Here is a 21,061-nt window from a genome sequence, read left to right as displayed (position 1 = left end):
CAATACCCATATTTACTGGGTTTGTAACCGTTTTATCACCATACAGCTGTCAAAGACGGGATTCTATCATTTCACCTCTGATATGTCACTATTTACCATCTCTTCCGCCGTATCTTCTTCTATTTCTGTCTTTGTCACCTGTTTGATATGCTTTTTTTTCAGATGCAGATATACGAATTCCCGAAAAATAGTATAGAACACGGAAAGCAACGGAATGAAAACAAGCATACCTATAATTCCCATAAGGTTTCCGCCGATCGTAACTGCTGCAAGAACCCAAATCGATGGAAGCCCTACAGACTCACCCACAACATGAGGATAGATCAGATTTCCCTCTATCTGCTGCAGCACCAGAAATACTATAATAAATAAAATTGCCTGTTTCGGATTTACCATAAAGATCAAAAAGCTTCCCACTGCACACCCGATGAAGGCTCCGAAAATCGGGATCAATGCCGTAAACGCAATTAAAACTCCGATCAAAAGTGCATATGGCATCCTCAAAATGCTCAATATCACAACAAACATACAGCCAAGGATCACGGCTTCCAGACACTGACCTGTAAGAAAATTTGCAAATGTCCGATAAGTCAGAGAGCAGACTTTAAGAAAAGCATCTGCTTTTTCCTTTGGAAGAAAAGCGAAAAATACTTTTCGAATCTGCACCTGCAGCGTTTCCTTCTGAAAAAGGACATAGCAGGCAAAGGAAAATGCAACAAAAAAGGCTGCCAATCCACTAACTATGGAACCCACTGCTGACATTGTGATATTCATCATATTTCCTGCACCATTTCCAAGCAGGCTTATCCCCCACTTGATCGCCTGATCCGGATTAAACTGTACCTGATCTACAAGCTTCATGATTTCCTGGTTATTATGGGAAAACTCCCGGATCCAGCTTTGCATCTGCGGAATAAAATCAGCGATACTCATCATCAGGGTTCCTATTGTCCGCGTAAGCTGCGGAATCACACCAAACATCACCAGTACAATCACGCCAACCGCAAATACGATCGTGAGGAACAGGCTTATTGGTCTTGCCAGTTTTTCGACTATCTTATTTTCTTTTTTTGCCCTTCCAAAAATTTTCTTTTCCAAAAAGCTCATTGGCACGTTGGTCACAAATGCGATCGCTCCGCCAAGTACAAATGGAAATACGATCCCCCATATTGCTTTCAACACATCGAGTACCACATTAAACTTCCACAGTGCGACCACAAGAAATGCTGTAAACACAATAAGTTCCCGGATTTTTTTTACAGATTTTTTACTTATATCCACTATCATTCTCCTCTTTTTCTTAATTTCATGCGTATCCATTTAAGCAACTGAATAATCGGAAGACTTGCAAACGCAAATTTTCAAACTTAAATTACTCCCCTTTATTAGACCTAATCGTATAACAGAATCGGTACCTCTGTCAAGATTTTTGAAATTATATTTAAAGTGTAAAAAGATATAGTCGCCATTTTCTTTCTTGCCTTTTCCCTTCCCTATGGTCTATAATAGAAAGTACTTGTCTAAGATACGAAATTGCTGATAAAGGAGCATTTTATATGAACAAAAAGGAAATTGCTGAAATTAAAAAACTGTTTACCCCATCCCACTGTGCGATCACGCGAATCTGCGGATGCTATGTGGATGCGGAAAAGAATATTAAGACAAAATTAAAAGAAGCGTTTCTCTCTCTCGAAGAGGAAGAAATGTTTAAGTATTTTAAGATTTTTAAAAGCACCCTCTCCGGTACCATCGGAAAGAATCTGCTGAATATGGAGTTCCCGCTCTCCCAGGAAAGTGAGGGCGGCACACAGGAGTTTCTCTTAAAACTCCGCAACAGTGAGCTGAAGGACGAAGCGCTGATTGATGAATTTTATGAAAAGGTGATGGCGGATTATCTCTATCCGGAAAACTACTATATTATTCTGATTCATGGTGCCTACGATGTACCGGGACGCGCTTCGGATAATCTGGATATGGACGATGCTTCCGATTACGTCTATGAATTTATCCTCTGCAGCATCTGCCCGGTAAAACTCGACAAACCGGGTCTCTGCTACAATGTGTCCCACAATACGATTGAAAACCGCGTGCAGGACTGGGTGGTCGGCGCACCGGAAAACGGTTTTCTCTTCCCGGCCTTCACAGACCGCAACACGGATATCCACAATCTGCTGTATTTCACGAAAAACGCAGAGATGGATCAGCCGGACTTTCTCGACCACTTTCTGGGCTGTCAGGCGCCGCTTTCCGCGAAATCTCAGAAAGAAACGTTTCAGTCTATTATAGAAGAAACTCTCGATTCCGCCTGTGATTTTTCTACTGTTATGACCATTCAGGAGAACTTAAATACCATGATTGAAGAGCGGAAAGACGATCCGGAACCGGTGGTGCTCGATAAACACGAGGTAAAACGTCTGCTCGCCAGCAGCGGCGTACCGAATGAACAGCTTGACGAGTTCGACGAGAAGTACGAATCCATTGCGGATGAGAAAGCAAGCTTCGTTGCTTCGAACGTGGCCAGTACACGGAACTACGAGATCCGCACCCCGGATGTTATCATCAAAGTCAGCCCGGAAAAGGCCCAGCTCATCGAAACCCGTACGATCGACGGAACACCGTATATTCTGATCGAGGCAGCCGATGAAGTGGAAATCAACGGAATTCTTTTAAAACCGTCACGGCCATCCGATGCGGATGATACCGAATTTTAACAGCCAAATGACAGCGAGTCTTTCTCCCTGTCCGAAAAAAAACGGCAGTCCCAGACAAAAGGGCTGCCGCTTTTTCTTCCTTTTTATTTATGCTTAGCAGAGTGCTTTCCCAAGTGCAATGCATGCTGCCTCAGCTTCATCATCTGGCGCGTCTGCGCAGATCACGCTGTCGCATACCAGCTCGGCGCCATCATTTTTGCAGCTTTCTTCCCAGGTGCGCATCCACTCGCCGTCTCCCCATCCATAGGAACCGAACAGAGCGATTTTCTTTCCGGAGAGTTTGGATTCACATGCGGAGAACATTGGCTCGAACTCGGTATCTTCCAGCTCTTCTGCCCCCATAGCCGGGCATCCGAAAGCGATTGCATCGTATGCATCTACATCATCCGCAGAGAAATCTGCGCAAGTCAGAACAGAAACTTCTGCGCCTGCCTCCTTTGCTCCCTCTGCTACTTTCTGTGCCATCATTTCTGTGTTGCCGGTTCCACTCCAATAAACTACTGCTACTTTGCTCATGTTTCAAATCCTTCTTTCTTTATTTTCTAATTCCGGGGGATTTTTCTTTCCCCGATCCTACTGCCCTTTTTATGGTATGCAGGATTTTATGTTAAACAGCTACGGTGAGCTGTAAAACGCTTCTTCCCTGCTTCCAGAGACGCAGATACACGTTTCTGCATTTCTGATAGCGCTGAAATGTTTTCTGTGCTTCGCACTCATTGCAATAGACCTTCCAGCATCCCTTGCATTTATAATTGTGGCCTTTGTTCTCAATAAAACCGATCACATCACCGAGCGGATAGTCGAGAAACACACCGATCTCATGCGGAAATCCTTCTTTACACTCTGCTACCCGGGTTTTCAGGCGATTCAGTGCATAGGCAATGTCTGTATTTTCATATCCATAGGATTTTAAAAACACTGCATTCTCCGGATTTTCCAGCTCCTTCTGGAGAAGCCCTTCACGGTACACATAGACCAGTGCTCTCGTCTCATGCTCCCGCAATACAAAGATGTGAATTCCTTTTGGTTCCAGACAGGCACTCCAGTATGAAATCTGATCTTCCAGTTCTTCTTTGGATGAAAATGTCATATTACATAAATTTGCGGCTTTGATGGAAGCCAGCGTTGCCGAACAGTGTTCGATCAGAAATCTCTCAATCATGCCTTTTACGTCTCCTTCTTACATTGCTGCTGCGCAGTGCTCATCTAATACCGAGCGAAGTGCGGTGGCACTGCTGGTATGGATTCTTGCGATCGGAATATTGTTTTTCTTTGCTTCCTGGGAAGCAGTGATGACCATTTTGTGGGATACGGTGTTGGTAAAGAGAATCATCAGATCCGGATTCCCGATTTTTTTCTTAACGGAGCCATGCTCTTTCGGGAACACCTTTGCTTTACATCCATAGTCTTTACAGATATCTGTATATTGACACACCATTCTTTCATTTCCACCGATAATTACGACACTCATCTTCTCTACCTGCCTTTCTGTTGTTATCTTATGCTACTTGAAATTAGTTTATTCTAACTCCCGTGTTTTAAGAAAGAATCCCTCTACCGGGATCCCGTATGATTTTTGGTTTTATCCGTTGTACTTTAGTTAGCTGCATCTAACTGTTAGGTATATCATACCGTTTTTGTCGGATTTTGTCAAGGATATCCTGCAAATTTTTCCAGCTTTTCTTGAGAAAATTGTATCATTTTCTTTTTCACATCACACTGGTGAAAGAATATTCGCAATGGAAGCAGAGGCTTTCCCTGCTTTTGTTAAAAAGCCGCTGGAATCTTAAGAAGAAGACTCCAGCGGCTTTCCCGTTGCTATTCTGTTCTGTTTTTTATACCGGCTCGTCCAGCAGGTTGCCCATACTCTTTAAGCCAATGTAAAGAGTAGATGTATTGTGAAGCAGTGCGGAAGTGGTTGGCTGTAAAATACCGCCCACGCCGAGCAGAATCAGTCCGGCATTGAACGTAACGATAAAGCGGTAATTCTTATGAATCCGTTTCATCAGACGGTTGCTCAGCATACGAAGCACCAGAATTTCTGCCAGATCGTCTGCGGCAACGGTGATATCCGCGATCTCACGCGCAATCTCTGCGCCCTCGCTGATGGCGATTCCAACGTCTGCGGCAGAAAGTGCCGGTGAATCGTTAATACCGTCACCGATCATAATGACTTTACGTCCCTCTGCTTTTTCTTTCTCCACAAAGTTTGCCTTATCCTCCGGCAGTACCTCAGCATAGTACTCGTCCACGCCGACCTTCTTCGCGATCGCTTTTGCCGTGCGCTCGCTGTCTCCGGTCATCATGACGATCTTTTTCAGACCTGCTTTTTTCAGCTGACGGATAATTTCGGCCGCCTCCGGACGAAGCGGATCCTCAATGCAGATAACTGCTGCAAGTACACCTTCTAAGGCAAGATAGAGATGAGAATACTCCTCCGGCAGATGACGGAACTTCTCTTCCATTCCTTCCGGAATGATACTGTTCTCATCCTCAAATACGAAGTGATAACTTCCAATAATCGCTTTTTCTCCATTGATCGTTGTAGAAATACCGTGTGCAACGATATATTCTACTTTGGAGTGCATCTCCTCGTGATCCAGATGTTTCTCTTTTGCCGCGTCTACTACGGCTTTTGCCATGGAATGCGGAAAATGCTCTTCCAGGCAGGCTGCGATGCGCAGAAGCTCATCCGGGCTCTTTGTTTCGCTGAAGGATACCACCTCTGCTACGGTCGGCTGCGCTTTTGTCAGTGTTCCGGTCTTATCGAAAACGATCGTATCCGCTTCCGCCACAGCCTCCAGGAATTTACCGCCCTTTACGGTGATCTTGTGCTGGTTTGCCTCGCGGATTGCAGAGAGAACGGAAATAGGCATGGCAAGTTTTAACGCACAGGAGAAGTCTACCATCAGAATAGAGAGTGCTTTCGTTGCATTTCTGGTCAGAAGATACGTCAACGCCGTTCCGCCAAGGGAATACGGTACAAGACGGTCTGCCAGATGCTCTGCCTTGCTCTCCAGTCCGGATTTCAGTTTCTCGGACTCTTCGATCATCGCGGTAATCTTCTCGTAACGGCTGGATCCGCCGGTCTGCTTCACAAGAATGGTAAGCTCGCCCTCCTCAAGAACCGTTCCCGCATAGACAACGGAACCTAAGGTACGGCGTACCGGAACAGATTCTCCGGTCAGAGAAGCCTGGTTTACCATACCCTCGCCGTTGGATACCTCGCCGTCGAATGGAATCAGATTTCCCATATGTACGACAATCTCGTCGCCCGCAACAATTTTTTCAGACGGAACGAGAATTTCCTGGCCGTCTTTTTTCAGCCATACCTTTCCGACGTTCAGCGACATGCTGCGTGCCAGATCTCCGACGGATTTTTTATGCGTCCATTCCTCAAGCAGCTCTCCTACGCCGAGCAGGAACATGACAGAGCCTGCGGTTCCATAGTCGCCGCGGAGCATCGAAACACCGATTGCGGTTGCATCAAGAACCGGAACTTCGATCTTTCCCTGTGCCAGTGTCTGGATTCCTTTCCAGATATATTTTACGGAAACAACCGTAGTATAGATGGCACGGATCGGTGCCGGAAGAAGCCATTTTCTTCCAAAGTGGTAAATCACTTTGCTGATCAGCTTTTCCTGATATTCGTTGTTTAACGCTCTGCCGGAGCTCTCAAGCAGTCCGGTCGGCAGCTCTACTTCCTCGTAGTGGAAGAGCTGTATCATCCGAATCACAGCGGCTCGTTCTCCCTCGTAACAGATCACGGCATCGCCGGTTCTGTCATATACCTTCGCGAAAGATACCTGGTTCTGATTCTGCAGATAGTACAGCAGTGTCTCTGCCTGTACGGAGGACATGCGCTTCTGTGCCAGATGGATTCGGATTCTGCCTCTGCTTTCGTGTTTAATATAAAATTTCAAATCTTATGCCTCCTAGAAAAACACCTGCAGAGAATTCTGCAGGCGTTTTGTTTTTTCCGTATGAATACGACGTAAATCAGATGTTGCTGTGTACAGCTTATGCCTCAACCGTATCCTCTGCTTCTGCTTCAACAGCTTCCTCTGCTGTCTCTTCAGCTACATCCTCTACTGCCTCTTCTGCTGCTTCACGCTCTTCGTTGATCTGTTTTGCGTCAGCATAGATGTCCTCCGCATTCTCCTGGATGGTCGTTACCGTATCCATAACAACTTTCTTTGCACGAAGAACAGCTGCGGTGCAGTTGGTGTAAAGTTTTTTCGCATCCTTGCTGGACAGTGCTTTGATACCTGCTGTTCCGAATAATACTCCTGCTGCGAAAAGTCCTGGATGTTTTAAATCTTTGATTGTCATATTACATTTCCTCCTATTGTTAAAATAAATTTTTCCTGAATTTTACATTTTCCCCCGCTGTGGTTCACAGTATAGCACTCACCTGCTCGGTTAGACAATACGTACAGTTCTTTTTGATAATTATTTTCATTAAAACAGGGAAAACGGAAGGAATTTTCACCCGTTTTCCCCGTTTTTCAGCCTTCCACCGCTGAAACAATCACATTTTCAATATCCTGATTCTGAATATAGCCCTTTGCCTTCAGTCCGGATTTCATCACGTCCATCCACATCTCTCCGCTTAAGCGGCAGATGGTATGATCGCTCAGTTCTACGGTACAGCCCTGATCTTTGAAGCATTCTTCTCCACAGGCAATCTTGTAAAAATTTTTGCGGCTGATTGCACCGATGCTCTCCAGTGTATTCACCATGCGATACACCGTAGCAGGCCCGATGCTGCTGTCTTTCTGCAGAGCTTTATAGTAAATTTCTTTACAGCAGGAGCACTCCTCTTCCAGGATAATATCGAGCAGAATCCGTCTCTGTCTGGTTATTCTGCATCCCTGTTCCCGGAGCTTCTGAATAATCAGTTCTCGCTTCATCTGTGTTCTGTGATAATTTCTGGCTTCATGCTTTGTCTGTTCCTGCGGCATACGTTCTACCTCCTGATGATGATTCCTGTCCTGTCAGTCGCAATGTCCCTTGCACTGCCCGCAGTTACCACCACAGCTTCCCTTGCCACTTTTTTTATCTTTAATCATACTGCGTACTGCAAGTCCTACCAGACCAACAACGACTACAAGTGTGATAAAAGTTCCCATAGAAACAACTCCTTTCTTTTCAAAAGAGTCCGCATCCTGCAGCGGATGCCGGATACGGACTCTTCATCAGATACATGTTCTCTATCTGTCACAGCAATTATTTGCTGAACATTTTGTTGGTGGAAACGCTCAGAGTTGCGCTCTCTTTGTAAGGTCTTACCAGCAGATATACAAATCCAATGATGAGCAGAACAGCAACTACCGTTCCGATTCCAAAACCGCCGCCGATGAACAGGTTACCGATCTGATAAATGCACAGGGATACAACATAGGCAAGCAGTGTCTGATATCCGATTGCAGTAAAAAACCATTTGGTATTGTTCATCTCACGTTTGATTGCACCCATTGCTGCGAAGCACGGTGCGCACAGAAGGTTGAATACCAGGAAGGAATAAGCTGCTACCGTAGATAAGCTTCCTGCGAGCTGTCCCCAGATCTCGGCACCGTCTTCTGCAACTTCACCAAAGCCGAACAGGATACCGAAGGTACCAACAACGTTCTCTTTTGCGATCAATCCGGAAACAGCTGCAACAGCCATCTTCCAGTCGCCCCATCCAAGAGGTGCAAACAGAGGAGCGATCACGCTTCCGATGGAAGCCAGGATACTGTCATTTAACTGCTCAGCTTCCAGCATTCCGAAGGATCCGTCAACCCATCCGAAGTTCATCAGGAACCACAGAACGATGGTAGACATCAGGATGATCGTACCGGCTTTTTTGATGAAAGACCAGCCACGCTCCCACATGCTGCGGAGAACGTTGCTTACCGTCGGCCAGTGGTAAGCCGGAAGCTCCATAACAAACGGAGCCGGATCGCCAGCGAACAGTTTTGTTTTTTTCAGGATGATACCGGAGCAGATGATTGCTGCGATACCAACGAAGTAAGCACTTGGTGCAACCCAGGAAGCTCCATTAAACAGAGCGCCTGCGATCAGGGCGATGATTGGAAGTTTTGCTCCACAAGGTACAAACGTTGTTGTCATGATGGTCATTTTACGGTCACGGTCATTCTCGATGGTACGGGAAGCCATGATACCAGGAACACCGCAACCACTTCCGATCAGCATCGGAATGAAGGATTTTCCGGAAAGTCCAAATTTACGGAAGATACGGTCCATGATGAATGCAACACGCGCCATGTAACCGCAGGACTCCAGAAATGCCAGGAACAGGAACAGTACCAGCATCTGCGGTACGAATCCAAGTACGGCACCAACACCGGCAACAATACCATCCAGGATCAGACCCTGCAGCCAGTCAGCGCAGTGGATCGCGTTCAGCAGATTTTCAATGGCCGGCGGAATGATCTCTCCAAAGAGTACATCGTTGGTCCAGTCCGTTACAAAAGTACCTACTGTTGTGACAGATACATAATATACAACCCACATAACAACTGCAAAGATCGGAAGTGCCAGCCAGCGGTTAGTTACGATCCGGTCGATCTTATCCGATGTTGTCATGGCGTTTTTCTTGTTCTTTGTGACACAGTCACCGATGATGCTGGAAATATAAACGTAACGCTCGTTTGTAATAATACTCTCGGTATCGTCATCAAATTTGTCTTCCAGCTGTTTGATCTCGGCAGATACATCTGGAACGGATTTCATCTGCTCTGTGATCTTATCATCTTTCTCCAGAAGTTTGATTGCAAAGAAGCGTTTCTGCTCATTTACAATATCACTTCCGAGTTTGCTCTCAACGGTGCGGATGACTGCCTCCACATCCTTGTCAAACTCATGAACCGGTACAGCAGCACCTTTTTTCTGTGCAATCTGCACTGCTTTATCAGCAGCTTCTTTGATTCCGGTTCCTTTCAGAGCAGAGATGGTTACAACTTCACAGCCCAGCTTTTTCGCCAGTTTGTCGATATGTATTTTGTCTCCGTTCTTCTCAACAATATCCATCATGTTGACAGCCATGATCACCGGAATACCAAGTTCCATGATCTGTGTGGACAGATACAGGTTACGCTCAATGTTGGTACCATCTACGATGTTCAGAATCGCATCTGGTCTTTCATTAATCAGGTAATTTCTGGCTACCACTTCCTCCAGTGTATACGGAGATAAAGAATAGATACCCGGAAGGTCCATGATGGTGACATCTTTGTGGCCTTTGAGCTTTCCTTCTTTTTTCTCGACGGTTACACCTGGCCAGTTTCCTACGAACTGGTTGGAGCCTGTCAGTGCATTGAACAATGTTGTCTTACCGCAGTTCGGGTTTCCTGCGAGTGCAATCTTAATTGCCATTTTTCCCATGCCCCTCTTTCTTTGATTTTTACTGATTTTAATAACTTCACAAGCCTTACCAATATTGGCTACAGCTTGCTTTTGTTAGCATCCGCTAACAAGCAGACAAAAAAATTTACTCTACTTCAATCATTTCGGCATCTGCTTTTCTTAAGGATAATTCGTATCCTCTGACGGTTACTTCGACCGGATCGCCGAGCGGAGCAACTTTGCGCACGAATACGTCAACACCCTTGGTGATTCCCATATCCATGATTCTTCTTTTGACCGGACCGGAACCGTTGAGTTTTACAACTTTAACGGTTTCTCCTACGGAAGTCTCTTTTAAAGTCTTCATCTTCTCTCCTTCTTTCCTATCAAATCAGGATTTTGGCTGCCATATCTTTTCCAACGGCTACCCTGGAATCTTTCACATTCACGATGAGATTGCCGTCGATTTCCGATACGACTGTCACGTTTCCGCCAACGACGAAGCCAAGATTTTCAAGAAATCTTCTGGTCTCTTCTTTTCCGCCAACTTTTCTGATTGTGTAACATTCGCCTGGATTTGCCATCGTTAAAGGCATAGTCAATTACCTCCTGTGTATGATAATGAGTTTCATCTCTATTTCAGTTGTTAGTATATGCTAACGTACGTTAGATGTCAACTGCTTTTTTACTATTTTTTTGTATTTTTTTCTGAAATTTACTCCGTTACTGAGAAAAAGCCTTCGTTAAGGGCCCTGTTTTTTTGAAAAATAAGGCAGAACAGAGAAATTTCGTATCTACCTGTTCTGCCCTTTTTGCTTTCCATTTTTTTTTACAAACGGTACATCATCTTATGCCATTTTGCACCGCCATGCGTCGAGTCGGAAAGTTCGATATATTCGTATCCGATCCTTTTGTAGAATGGAATCATATGATCCTTGCATGTAAGAACAACGGCTTTTTTGTCACGCTCTCCTGCGCTTTTTACCATATGACGCATCAGTGCTTCTCCAATGCCCTGTTTCTGGAACTTCGGATTGACGTCCAGTCCGAAAATCATCTGATAATCGCCGTCCGGGTTGTGCAGCGTGGCGTCATGGTAGAGTGCATCCGCCAGATAATCGGTATCCGCACAGCAGCCATTGCAGAAGCCTGCGATTTCGCCATCTTCAGTTTCCGCTACAAAAAAGCTGTTTTTGCAGGTTTTGTACCGCTCCATGAAGTCTTCATAACCTGCCGCCTCGGCAGCCGGGAAACATAGCGCCTCCACCTCGGCTACCTTTTTCAGATCTTCCTCTTTTACCGGACGGATCGTATACTTTACTTTTTGTTTTAAATAGGGCTTCAGTCCCGCAACGACTTCTTCCACCGTTCCATCCACGAACGGATTCTTCAGTCCGGCCAGCTCCAGCAGTGCAAAATATCCTTTGCTTCCGCCTGCCTGGCAGAGACGGTAATAATCGCCCCACGCCTTTTCCGGCTCTTTTTTGAAACGCTCAAAGAACTGGAAAGCACAGATCTGTGCCAGCGCATAATCAATATAATAGAACGGGTTCACAAAGATATGCTGCTTCTGCATCCAGAAACCGCCCTCCTCGAGGAACTTGTGGCCGTCATAATTTCTCCATGGCATATAGGTCAGCTCTAACTGATGCCAGATCGCACGGCGCTCCTTGGCCGTCATGCCGATATTTTCAAATACCTTATGCTGGAACTCATCCACACATACCATGTACGGAATCACTTCCAGCGCGCTCATCAGGTGCGCATAACGGTAATCATCTGCTTTCTCTCCAAAGAATGCATTCATCCAGGGGTATGCGAAATGCTCCATTGTCATCGAGTGAATCTCCGCCACCTCGCTTGTCGGGAATACCATATCCATAAACGGAATCTGTTTTGCCGCTGTATACGCCTCGAACGCATGGCCCGCCTCATGAGTCAGAACATCAACGTCCGCGCTCGTACCATTAAAATTGGAGAAGATGAACGGCGCCTTGAACGTATTCAGAAATGTGCAGTAACCGCCTGTCTGTTTTCCCGGCTTCGTCTCCAGGTCAAACAGCTCATGCTCCACCATAAAATCAAAGAACTCACCCGTCTCTTTCGACAGCTCATGGTACATCTTCTGCGCCTTCGCAACCAGTTCCTCCGTCGTTCCTTCCGGAACCGCGTTTCCTTCCGGGAAAATCAGCTCCTCATCGTAATAATGCAGCCTGTCCACTCCAAGCCGTTTCTCCTGCTCCTTCCGAAGCTCCAGGCAGAGCGGTACAATCTTCTCCTTCACCTGCGCACGGAACTTTGCAACATCCTCCGCCGTATAATCGTATCTTCCATAGCTCAGGTAAATAAATTCAATGTAAGAAGAAAATCCCAGCTTCTTCGCAATTTTATCGCGCAGCGGAACCATCTTGTCATACAGCGCATCCAGCTCCCCGGAAATCTCTTCATACAAATCTCCCCATGCCGTCATCGCCTCTTTCCGCATCTGGCGGTCCGTACTCTGCATCGCCTTCAGCAGTCCATAAAAATTACACGTTTCGCCCTTAAATTCCGTCGAAGCATTCGCCGTAATTTTACTGTACTGCTGCGTCAGATTCGCCTCTTCGATCAGATCCTCCACGATACAGTCGTCCGCTAATTTTTGGCCAACCTCCATATTCTTCACAAAAAATTCCCCGAACTCCTCTGCAAACTCTTTGATAAACGGAGACTCCAGAATCACCTTCTCTGCCTTTTGTATCAGCAGATGGATCGCCGGAATCGTCTCATTCCAGAACTGAACCTCTCCTTCATAAAACGAATCTCTGGTGTCCACCGTATATCTTACCTGCGCCACTTCCGCCATTGTCGCCCAGGCATCCTCGCGCGTTTTTTCTTCCATAAAAAGTCCGCGCAGCTCCTCATATGATTTTGCCTCTTTGAGCGCCTTCGTATACGCTCTTACTTTTTCCTGCTCTGCCTCCATGTCCGGCCTTACGTATTCAATTTCCGAAAACTTTTTCATCTTCTCTTACCTCCTTCTATTCCAGAACGCCCAGATTTTTCAACTCATGATAAACCCGGGACGCCGGCAGTCCCATCACATTATAATAGTCTCCCTGGATTCCTTTCACAAACTTTGTCCCAAACACCGTCTGAATTCCGTATCCTCCAGCCTTATCCGACCACACAGGAGCCTCCCCCTCTTTCTCAAGAGCAAGATACCCGTTTATCTCCTCCTCTGTCATCGCATAAAACTCTACATCTGTACGGTCACAGAACGATACCACACGCTTTGCGTCCCCCTCTGTTACCGCAATCGTAACTCCAGTATACACCTGATGCACCCTTCCCTGCAACTGCTGCATCATGCTTCTGGCATGTTCTATCCCTTTCGGCTTGCCAAGGATCTCCCCTTCAAAAGCCACAACCGTATCCGCCCCGATCACAACGGCATCCCCTTCGGTAATCTCCGCAACATCCAGACATTTCAGCCGTGAAAGCTCCTCCACAACCATCTCCGGTTCCGCAGACGTCACAACTTCTTCCGCCCCTGAAGCCTGAACCTTACACCGTATTCCCAACATCTCCATCAACTCTCTTCTTCTGGGTGACCCCGAAGCCAATATCACTTTCATCCTGCTGTCTCCTTTATTTTTTCTTTCATGACATGCATTTTTTTCACACCATGCAGCGATCCGCGGGAATGTGCGGCTTGCGCCGGATGGCCGGATAAAATAAGTACGCCGGGAACGAACACAATCCACTCGTGTCCGTTCCCGGCGTACTTATTTTATCCAGATGCCTGAATTTCCGTCTTAAGCAAAGCAAAACGATAAGCCGGGTTATGTCGTGTGTAATCATCTATCCAATGGAACTGTCGCCAGTCCCCTTAAGCGACCCACCTGAAAACATGACGGGCAGCCATATACGTTTTCTATTCGGTCTTGCTTCGGATGGGGTTTACATGGCTTTCTCTGTTACCAGAGAAACGGTAGTCTCTTACACTGCCTTTCCACCCTTACCAGGAAAAACCTGGCGGTATCTCTCTGTTGCACTATCCCTGGAGTCACCTCCGCCGGACGTTATCCGGCACCCTGCCCTGCGAAGCCCGGACTTTCCTCACCTGGCCCCTTTCGGTCCTGCCAGCCGCGATTACATATCTTACTTTGTCAAAAACGGAACATCAGACAGTTAATAATCTTACCACAAACTCTCTTTCTTGTCCATCCCCAAATCGCAGATCCCACAAATCCATACAAAACAGCCTTTCACACATCAAAGCAGCTTCCCCCCACAAACTCCCGCAGAATCGAATTCTTGGGAATATCCTCAATCGGCACTCCGACAAAATAATCCAAAAACTTCAACAGCCGCTTTGCCTCCTGGTACTCCGGCTCTCCCTCCTCAATCTGGAACAGCAGCGGTTCCGCATACAGCTTCAGAACCGAAAGCTCATACACCAGCGCTGAATTGAACATCACATCCGCCTTCTCCTGGTTCGGAAAAATATTCCGATCCTCGCCGCGGCGCACCGACGGCCACATCGCAATCGTCTCCTTCGCCGACGTTGCCCGCGTCCGGCTGTCGCGCACCATCCGCCGGATCAGACGTCCGTCCGTCGTCGGAATCCGGTTGTGCTCATCCACATTAATCTGCGTCAGCGCACTGATATAAATCCGGAATTTACTTTCCGAAGGAAGCGACCACGTCAGTTTTTCATTCAGCCCGTGAATTCCCTCCAGCACCAGCACATCGGTCTCCTTCATCTGAATAAAATTCCCCTTGTACTCGCGCTTGCCCGTCTTAAAATTAAAATACGGCAGTTCCACACGCTCTCCGTTCAAAAGTGCTGTCATATCCCGGTTCAAAAGCTCGATATCCAGTGCTTCCAGGCATTCAAAATCATAATCGCCGTTTTCATCCCGCGGCGTATCTACCCGGTTCACATAGTAATTATCAAGGCTGATCGGATGCGGCGTCAGACCATGCGCTGAAAGCTGGATGGAAAGCCGGTTGCAGAACGTTGTCTTTCCGGAGGAAGACGGCCCCGCAATCAGCACAAATTTAACCTGCTTTCTTTCCGCAATCTGCTCCGCAATCTTCGCAATCTTCTGCTCCTGCAGCGCCTCCGCAATCAGCATCATCTGCTGAATATTGCCCTTCGTGATGCGTTCATTTAAGTCGGCAACCGTGGAAATTCCCATCTGCTCACCCCAGCGCTCCGATTCCCGCTGCACCTGGAACACCTTCGGGGAGAGATTCGCCGCCGGCACCGTCTCCGGCGCCTTTTTCTCCGGCATCTGCAGCACAAAGCCGTCATCGTATAAATAGAGATCAAAATACTTCAGATAACTCGTATCATACGTCATAAATCCATAATAATAGTCTTCAAAATCCCCGAGACTGTACAGATTCACACGGGAGACACGGCGGTAACGGAACAAGCGGTCTTTATCCGTCATGCCATGCAGCCGGAACCGTTCTCTCGCCTCGTGCGTATCGACACTCCGCTTATAAATCGGCACCGCCTTTTCCACCTGTTCATGCATATACGCTTTTACTTCGTCCAAAAACTCCTGATTCAGCGTGATATCGCCGTCCACCGTGTAGAAAAAGCCCGAACCCGCCGAAAAATGCAGCATCACATGGCGGATCTTATCGTAGCCTCCCACATGATACACCGCTTTTACCAGCAGAAGAGAAAGACTCCTCTGATACGTTTTATGTCCGATCTCATCCTCCGTTGTCACAAATTCCAGTTCACAGTCTTTTTTCAGCTGTTTGTGCAGCTCCCGCAGCCGTCCGTCCACTTTCACAAGGACAATCGGCGCGTCCATTGTTTTTTCAAAATCCTTTGCAATCTCATAATAAGAGCAATTTTCCGGATATTCGTATCCTTTTCCATCAATTGTTACCTGAATCAATTGTAATTCCTCCTTCTTGCAAAACTTTCTGAAAATTCAGAAGTGACAGAAAAGGCGCGCCCGAAAATTACAACTGCTGAAATTTTCAGACACGCCCCTCTTGTGCAAACGCTGTCGTTACATCGTATGGAAACGCGCAAGCGCAGATTCCAGTACTGCCTCTTTTTCTTTTAATTCCCAAAGGCGCTGTGCTGCCTTTTCACTGGAGTGATCCGAAAGCTGGCGGATCAGCGTCTGGTTCTGCTCCTGCTGTTTCAGAAGGTATTCCCTCAGCACCGGATTTTCCTTTTCCAGAAGGCGCGGTCCATAGAAAAGCTCCTCCGCCTTCAGATTCTCCTTTTCCCCTGGCACTGCCCGCAGAATCGGATAATATTTTCCATCCTCCTCTACAAAATTCTCCTGTGCAAGGAAAAATCCGTGTTCCAGAAGCCATGCACGCACGCGGTCGATATCCGACTGCGGCTCCAGGATCAGCTCCCGAAAACCGGACAGCAGCGGCTCACCTTCGCTTAAAATTCTTATGGTAAGCCCGCCGCCCATGCCCGCGATGAGAAGAGAATCACCCTCTCCCGCACGCAGGGCATGGAGTCCGTCGGAAAGTCTTGTTTCTATGTAGTCCCCCATCTGGTACTGCGCAATATGCTCCCTGGCCCGCTCCAGCGGTCCGCGGTTCACATCCATGGCGATTGCGGAGGAAATCTTCTTCTGTTCCAGCAGCGCAATCGGCACATAGCCGTGATCTGTTCCCACATCGACCAGGCAGCCGCCCGGGGTGACAAACTCCGCTACCGCGGAAAGTCTTTTTGATAACTGCATTTTCCTGTCGTCCTTTTCTTCCTCGCAGATTAGTCCAGGTAATCTTTCAGCTTTCTGGAACGGCTCGGATGGCGCAGTTTACGGAGCGCTTTCGCCTCAATCTGACGGATACGCTCTCTTGTAACGTTGAACTCTTTACCAACCTCTTCGAGGGTTCTCGCACGGCCGTCATCGAGTCCGAAACGGAGACGCAGAACCTTCTGCTCACGGTCAGTCAGCGTGCTTAACACATCCTCGAGCTGCTCTTTCAGCATGGTGAATGCTGCCGCGTCTGCCGGTACCGGCACATTGTCGTCCTGGATGAAGTCACCGAGGTGGCTGTCCTCTTCCTCACCGATTGGTGTCTCGAGTGAAACCGGTTCCTGGGAGATTTTCAGGATCTCACGCACACGCTCTACAGACATGTGCATCTCCTCTGCGATCTCTTCCGGAGTAGGTTCGCGGCCTAACTCCTGCAGTAACTGACGGGAAACGCGGATCAGCTTGTTGATGGTCTCTACCATATGAACCGGAATACGGATCGTTCTCGCCTGGTCTGCAATCGCTCTTGTGATTGCCTGGCGGATCCACCATGTTGCATACGTAGAGAATTTGTATCCCTTGCGGTAATCGAATTTTTCAACCGCTTTGATGAGGCCTAAGTTACCTTCCTGAATCAGATCCAGGAACAGCATGCCGCGGCCGACATAACGTTTTGCAATGGAAACAACGAGACGAAGGTTGGCCTCTGCCAGACGTTTTTTCGCATCCTCATCGCCCTCTTCCATTCTCTGTGCCAGCTTGATCTCTTCCTCTGCGGAAAGAAGCGGCACTTTACCGATCTCTTTTAAGTACATGCGGACCGGGTCCTCAATGCTGATGCCTTCCGGAACGGAAAGGTCGATGTTTTCCATATCGATCTCTTCTTCCTCGGAAAGGTCGATGTCATCGTCGTCCAGAAGGAGAAGATCGCGGTCTGCCGCATTTGGATCCTCGGTCATATCGGAGAGGCGCAGTACGTCGATACCGCTTGCCTCCAGGTATTCAAATACCTTCTCCATCTGCTCCGCATCCAGCGGCATATCGCGGAAAAAGTCGTTGATTTCCTGATATTCCAGGACGCTCTTTTTCTTTTTGCCGTATGCTACCAGCTCTTTTAATTTTTCCATAAATTTTGCTTTATCGAACTCCATTGACTGTCCATCCTTCCATAGCTTGTATATATTCTGTCCCTGCCCTGCGAAATTAAACACGCAGATCAGAAGATTCCAGGGTTTTTCTTTGGTATCCAGGCCTCCTTAAAAAGCGAAATCCGGAAGTTCCCCTGCTTTCCACCGCTCCAGGCTCTTTTTGTCCGCCATCAGCTTCTGCAGCGCCGCCATATCGGTCACATTCATATGTGCCGACTGATACGCAATGCTGTTTTCTTTCATATTGCAGATCACATCATGCAGCGCGCGCCGTTTTTCCTCCTCTGTCTCCAGCGGGATTCTGGCATTAAAAAGGCCTGCAACTTCTTTCTGCTCCTCGGAATCAACAAATTGATTCAAAAGCTTTGCCGGATTTACGCCGCCCTCGTGGTACTGCAGCACAATCATCTCTGCAATCTGGTGGTAGAGAGGGGTGGTAAAATCCGCCGGCGTAATATATTTTTCCAGCTTTCCAATGAGCGCCGGATAAGAGGTCATCCACGTCAGCATCAGCTTCTGTGCTTTTTCGACGCCGCCCTCTTTTTCTTTTTTGTTTGAGGCTGTATTCCGCGGCTTTACGCTCTCCGTCCTTCCGGCTCCCGAGAGTGCCATCTGGCCGACCTGCTTGCGCAGTACCTCGACGGCAATGCCGTACTTTCCCGCCACGGCCTCAAGATAGCTGTTCCGCTCGATCTCATCCTCAATTGCTACAAGGCGGCGCACCGCTTCATGAAGAAAATCGGATTTGCCCTGCGGATCGGCAAGGTCAAAGTCACGCTCCTTCATGCGGATCTCGTACAGAACGCTGTTTTCCGCCTCCTCCAGCCGTTTTTCGAACGCCTCACAGCCTTCGTGCTGGATAAACTCATCGGGGTCCTTATACGGTCTTAAATTGACGACACGCGTGGTAAGACCGACGCCTTTCAGCATCGGGATCGCACGGAGTGCTGCTTTGACACCCGCCTCATCGCTGTCGTAGATTACAAGGACCTCGTCGGTGTACCGCTTCATGAGCCCCGCCTGCAGCGAGGTGAGCGCCGTTCCAAGAGATGCCACCGCGTTGTTGAAACCCGCCTGGTGCATGGAGATGACGTCCATATAGCCCTCGCAGATGATCAGATTCTTTCTCCGCGAAGAGCGCGCCAGGTTCAGCCCATATAGGTTGCGGCTTTTGTCGAAGATCTTTGTCTCCGGCGAGTTCAGGTATTTCGGCTTTCCATCCCCCATCACACGGCCTCCGAAGCCGATCACGCGGCTGTTGGCATCCATGATCGGGTAGATGACACGATTCCAGAACTTATCCTGCATACCGTGCACTTCGTCCGCCAGAAACAATCCCGACTGGCGAAGGATTTCATCGTCATACCCTTTTTCTTTTAAGAAACGGTACAGCAGGCTTCCATACTTATCTGAATAGCCAAGGCCGAATTTTCGAATCGTATCATCCGAAAGGCCGCGCCCCTTCAGGTAATCGTAGCCCTGCTTTCCGCGTTCGGTGTGGAGCTGGTAATAATAGAATTTCGCCGCCTGTTTGTTGATTTCCAGCAGCGTGTTCTTTAAATCCGCCTGCTCCTTTGCTTCTTTCGAATACTCCATCTGCGGAAGCTCCACCCCGGCCCGGTCGGCCAGAAATTTCAAGGCTTCCACAAACGTGAAGTTTTCGTATTCCATCAAAAATGTGAAAACATTTCCTCCGGCTCCGCATCCGAAGCAGTAATACATCTGCTTTCCTGGGCTGACGGAAAAGGAAGGGGACTTCTCATTGTGGAACGGGCAGAGCCCGAAGTAAGAGCTTCCTCTTCTTGTCAGCTTTACGTAGCCGGATATCACATCTACGATGTCATTTTTCATACGAATCTCTTCCACTAAATCATCGGAATATCGCATTTTTTCCTCCCTGTATCTAATAAACCGCCCAGGCTTTCGGCACGAACAGCTCCTCGTATTTGTGCATGGAATACTGATCGGTCATACCGGCAATGTAATCGCATACTACCTGTGTCTTGTCCTCGCCGCACCCGATCAGATTCCGGTACTCGCGGGACATCTGTTCCGGGTGCTCCTGGTAGTAGGTGTAGAGGGAAATCAGCATCTTCTTTGCCTTCTCCTCCTCTTTTTTCGCCTCCGGGTTGCGGTAGACGTTCGCGAACATCAACTCCCGCAGCATGCGCATTCCCTCGGCAATCTCCGCCGACTGGCGCACATACTCCGTTCCGCGGCTCTGCTCCACAATATCGTGGATCAGCGTATTGAGCCGCTCGCGGCACGTATCGCCAAGAACAACGCGGATCGTAATCGGGATGTCATCCTCGCTTAAGATGCCGGCACGGATGGCATCGTCCATATCGTGGTGGATGTAGGCGATCTTGTCGCAGAGACGCACAACCTGTCCCTCCAGGGTCGACGGTTTTCCCGCCGTGCGGTGGTTCAGAATCCCATCCCGCACTTCCCAGGTCAGGTTCAGGCCCTGTCCTTCCTTTTCCAGAACCTGCACGACACGGACGCTCTGTTCCGCGTGGCGGAAGCCCCCGGGATGCACCGCATTGAGCGCCGCTTCCCCGGAATGGCCGAACGGCGTGTGGCCGAGATCGTGGCCGAGCGCAATGGCTTCGGTCAGATCCTCATTCAGATTCAGCGCCCGCGCAATCGTGCGGGCAATCTGGGACACCTCGAGTGTGTGCGTCAGGCGGGTCCGGTAATGATCTCCCTGCGCAGCAAGAAACACCTGTGTTTTGTCTTTCATCCTGCGAAAGGCTTTGGAGTGGAGAATCCGGTCCCGGTCTCTCTGGTAGACGGTGCGGATGTCACACTCCGGTTCATATCGGTCCCTTCCTCTGGAATTCCGGCTGTGCGCCGCATAAGGACTCAGCTCCTGAAATTCCCGTTCTTCAAACGATTCTCTCAAGTTCAAACGAAGACCACCTCTTTCCCGGTAATATGCCTGTAACAGTTCTTTTCATTGTCCTCCTATTTCCTATATTCGGTGCCCGATTCCGATTTCCTTTTTTATTTTTCAAATTTTTCAAATTTTTTCAAAAAAAGTGTTGACGGCTTACAACTCTGGTGCTATAATACATCTTGTCGTCAGCGAGATGACAAAAACTTAAAG

At 48.0% G+C, this 21,061-nt stretch carries 19 protein-coding genes and 1 other RNA gene; 1 reads left to right on the top strand and 19 read right to left on the bottom strand.

The window, feature by feature from the left end:
* Window positions 1-66 precede the first annotated feature (66 nt).
* Complete coding sequence (locus DW769_RS09905; RefSeq protein WP_243001905.1) at window positions 67-1,281, bottom strand: AI-2E family transporter; 1,215 nt, start codon at window positions 1,279-1,281, stop codon at window positions 67-69.
* Between the two features lie 275 nt (window positions 1,282-1,556).
* On the opposite strand from DW769_RS09905, the gene DW769_RS09900 reads away from it, so the two are divergent.
* On the top strand, window positions 1,557-2,711 hold the full coding sequence (locus DW769_RS09900; protein WP_022462754.1) for a DUF4317 domain-containing protein: 1,155 nt from the start codon (window positions 1,557-1,559) through the stop codon (window positions 2,709-2,711).
* Between the two features lie 93 nt (window positions 2,712-2,804).
* Here the strand turns inward: DW769_RS09900 and DW769_RS09895 are convergent, their stop codons facing one another.
* The 18 genes from DW769_RS09895 to DW769_RS09810 form a co-directional block, all read right to left on the bottom strand.
* Window positions 2,805-3,227 (bottom strand): flavodoxin, encoded by a 423-nt coding sequence (locus DW769_RS09895; protein ID WP_022462753.1) that lies wholly within the window; start codon window positions 3,225-3,227, stop codon window positions 2,805-2,807.
* Between the two features lie 91 nt (window positions 3,228-3,318).
* Window positions 3,319-3,873, bottom strand: coding sequence for a DUF3793 family protein (locus DW769_RS09890; RefSeq protein WP_022462752.1), 555 nt, complete (start codon window positions 3,871-3,873; stop codon window positions 3,319-3,321).
* 18 nt (window positions 3,874-3,891) lie between these two features.
* Window positions 3,892-4,182 carry a DUF2325 domain-containing protein gene (locus tag DW769_RS09885; RefSeq protein WP_022462751.1) on the bottom strand — a complete coding sequence of 97 codons (291 nt, stop codon included), beginning with the start codon at window positions 4,180-4,182 and terminating at the stop codon, window positions 3,892-3,894.
* Between the two features lie 364 nt (window positions 4,183-4,546).
* Complete coding sequence (locus DW769_RS09880; RefSeq protein ID WP_022462750.1) at window positions 4,547-6,634, bottom strand: heavy metal translocating P-type ATPase; 2,088 nt, start codon at window positions 6,632-6,634, stop codon at window positions 4,547-4,549.
* Window positions 6,635-6,731: 97 nt separating this feature from the next.
* Window positions 6,732-7,043 carry a DUF6110 family protein gene (locus tag DW769_RS09875; RefSeq protein ID WP_022462749.1) on the bottom strand — a complete coding sequence of 104 codons (312 nt, stop codon included), beginning with the start codon at window positions 7,041-7,043 and terminating at the stop codon, window positions 6,732-6,734.
* Window positions 7,044-7,219: 176 nt separating this feature from the next.
* Complete coding sequence (locus DW769_RS09870; RefSeq protein ID WP_022462748.1) at window positions 7,220-7,675, bottom strand: transcriptional repressor; 456 nt, start codon at window positions 7,673-7,675, stop codon at window positions 7,220-7,222.
* A gap of 33 nt (window positions 7,676-7,708) precedes the next feature.
* A complete protein-coding gene (locus tag DW769_RS09865) occupies window positions 7,709-7,843 on the bottom strand; it encodes a FeoB-associated Cys-rich membrane protein (protein WP_022462747.1) in 135 nt (44 codons plus the stop codon).
* Window positions 7,844-7,940: 97 nt separating this feature from the next.
* The gene (feoB, locus tag DW769_RS09860; protein ID WP_022462746.1) at window positions 7,941-10,091 is read right to left on the bottom strand and encodes a ferrous iron transport protein B; all 2,151 of its coding nucleotides are present in this window, start codon (window positions 10,089-10,091) and stop codon (window positions 7,941-7,943) included.
* A 115-nt stretch (window positions 10,092-10,206) separates the two neighbouring features.
* Window positions 10,207-10,428, bottom strand: a complete 222-nt coding sequence (locus DW769_RS09855) for a FeoA family protein (protein ID WP_022462745.1) — start codon at window positions 10,426-10,428, stop codon at window positions 10,207-10,209.
* A 19-nt stretch (window positions 10,429-10,447) separates the two neighbouring features.
* Window positions 10,448-10,657 carry a FeoA family protein gene (locus tag DW769_RS09850; RefSeq protein ID WP_022462744.1) on the bottom strand — a complete coding sequence of 70 codons (210 nt, stop codon included), beginning with the start codon at window positions 10,655-10,657 and terminating at the stop codon, window positions 10,448-10,450.
* A gap of 233 nt (window positions 10,658-10,890) precedes the next feature.
* Entirely contained in the window at window positions 10,891-13,065 is a 2,175-nt protein-coding gene (locus DW769_RS09845; protein ID WP_022462743.1) for a M3 family oligoendopeptidase, read from the bottom strand.
* A gap of 16 nt (window positions 13,066-13,081) precedes the next feature.
* A complete protein-coding gene (locus DW769_RS09840) occupies window positions 13,082-13,678 on the bottom strand; it encodes a Maf family protein (protein ID WP_118666840.1) in 597 nt (198 codons plus the stop codon).
* Between the two features lie 182 nt (window positions 13,679-13,860).
* Window positions 13,861-14,211: RNase P RNA component class A (gene rnpB / locus DW769_RS09835), an RNA gene on the bottom strand.
* 100 nt (window positions 14,212-14,311) lie between these two features.
* Window positions 14,312-15,967 carry a nucleoside kinase gene (locus DW769_RS09830; RefSeq protein WP_022462741.1) on the bottom strand — a complete coding sequence of 552 codons (1,656 nt, stop codon included), beginning with the start codon at window positions 15,965-15,967 and terminating at the stop codon, window positions 14,312-14,314.
* Window positions 15,968-16,084: 117 nt separating this feature from the next.
* Window positions 16,085-16,783, bottom strand: coding sequence for a tRNA (adenine(22)-N(1))-methyltransferase (locus DW769_RS09825; RefSeq protein ID WP_022462740.1), 699 nt, complete (start codon window positions 16,781-16,783; stop codon window positions 16,085-16,087).
* A gap of 29 nt (window positions 16,784-16,812) precedes the next feature.
* On the bottom strand, window positions 16,813-17,955 hold the full coding sequence (rpoD, locus tag DW769_RS09820; RefSeq protein WP_055228389.1) for an RNA polymerase sigma factor RpoD: 1,143 nt from the start codon (window positions 17,953-17,955) through the stop codon (window positions 16,813-16,815).
* Window positions 17,956-18,060: 105 nt separating this feature from the next.
* A complete protein-coding gene (dnaG, locus tag DW769_RS09815; protein WP_118750325.1) occupies window positions 18,061-19,839 on the bottom strand; it encodes a DNA primase in 1,779 nt (592 codons plus the stop codon).
* A 16-nt stretch (window positions 19,840-19,855) separates the two neighbouring features.
* The gene (locus tag DW769_RS09810) at window positions 19,856-20,863 is read right to left on the bottom strand and encodes a deoxyguanosinetriphosphate triphosphohydrolase (protein ID WP_117805081.1); all 1,008 of its coding nucleotides are present in this window, start codon (window positions 20,861-20,863) and stop codon (window positions 19,856-19,858) included.
* Window positions 20,864-21,061: the final 198 nt, after the last annotated feature.

The organism is Blautia sp. AM29-29, from assembly GCF_003480555.1.
Lineage (GTDB): Bacteria > Bacillota > Clostridia > Lachnospirales > Lachnospiraceae > Fusicatenibacter > Fusicatenibacter saccharivorans.
The sequence above is the reverse complement of the archived record's forward strand: the minus strand, read 5'-3'. Positions and strand labels throughout refer to the sequence as shown.

Bases quoted from the DNA above. Each gene is read 5' to 3' on its own strand.
- DW769_RS09900 (WP_022462754.1), top strand. From the start codon at position 1,557: ATGAACAAAAAGGAAATTGCTGAAATTAAAAAACTGTTTACCCCATCC.
- DW769_RS09895 (WP_022462753.1), bottom strand. From the start codon at position 3,227: ATGAGCAAAGTAGCAGTAGTTTATTGGAGTGGAACCGGCAACACAGAA.
- DW769_RS09890 (WP_022462752.1), bottom strand. From the start codon at position 3,873: ATGATTGAGAGATTTCTGATCGAACACTGTTCGGCAACGCTGGCTTCC.
- DW769_RS09885 (WP_022462751.1), bottom strand. From the start codon at position 4,182: ATGAGTGTCGTAATTATCGGTGGAAATGAAAGAATGGTGTGTCAATAT.
- DW769_RS09875 (WP_022462749.1), bottom strand. From the start codon at position 7,043: ATGACAATCAAAGATTTAAAACATCCAGGACTTTTCGCAGCAGGAGTA.
- DW769_RS09870 (WP_022462748.1), bottom strand. From the start codon at position 7,675: ATGCCGCAGGAACAGACAAAGCATGAAGCCAGAAATTATCACAGAACA.
- DW769_RS09865 (WP_022462747.1), bottom strand. From the start codon at position 7,843: ATGGGAACTTTTATCACACTTGTAGTCGTTGTTGGTCTGGTAGGACTT.
- feoB (WP_022462746.1), bottom strand. From the start codon at position 10,091: ATGGCAATTAAGATTGCACTCGCAGGAAACCCGAACTGCGGTAAGACA.
- DW769_RS09855 (WP_022462745.1), bottom strand. From the start codon at position 10,428: ATGAAGACTTTAAAAGAGACTTCCGTAGGAGAAACCGTTAAAGTTGTA.
- DW769_RS09850 (WP_022462744.1), bottom strand. From the start codon at position 10,657: ATGCCTTTAACGATGGCAAATCCAGGCGAATGTTACACAATCAGAAAA.
- DW769_RS09845 (WP_022462743.1), bottom strand. From the start codon at position 13,065: ATGAAAAAGTTTTCGGAAATTGAATACGTAAGGCCGGACATGGAGGCA.
- DW769_RS09840 (WP_118666840.1), bottom strand. From the start codon at position 13,678: ATGAAAGTGATATTGGCTTCGGGGTCACCCAGAAGAAGAGAGTTGATG.
- DW769_RS09825 (WP_022462740.1), bottom strand. From the start codon at position 16,783: ATGCAGTTATCAAAAAGACTTTCCGCGGTAGCGGAGTTTGTCACCCCG.
- rpoD (WP_055228389.1), bottom strand. From the start codon at position 17,955: ATGGAGTTCGATAAAGCAAAATTTATGGAAAAATTAAAAGAGCTGGTA.
- dnaG (WP_118750325.1), bottom strand. From the start codon at position 19,839: ATGCGATATTCCGATGATTTAGTGGAAGAGATTCGTATGAAAAATGAC.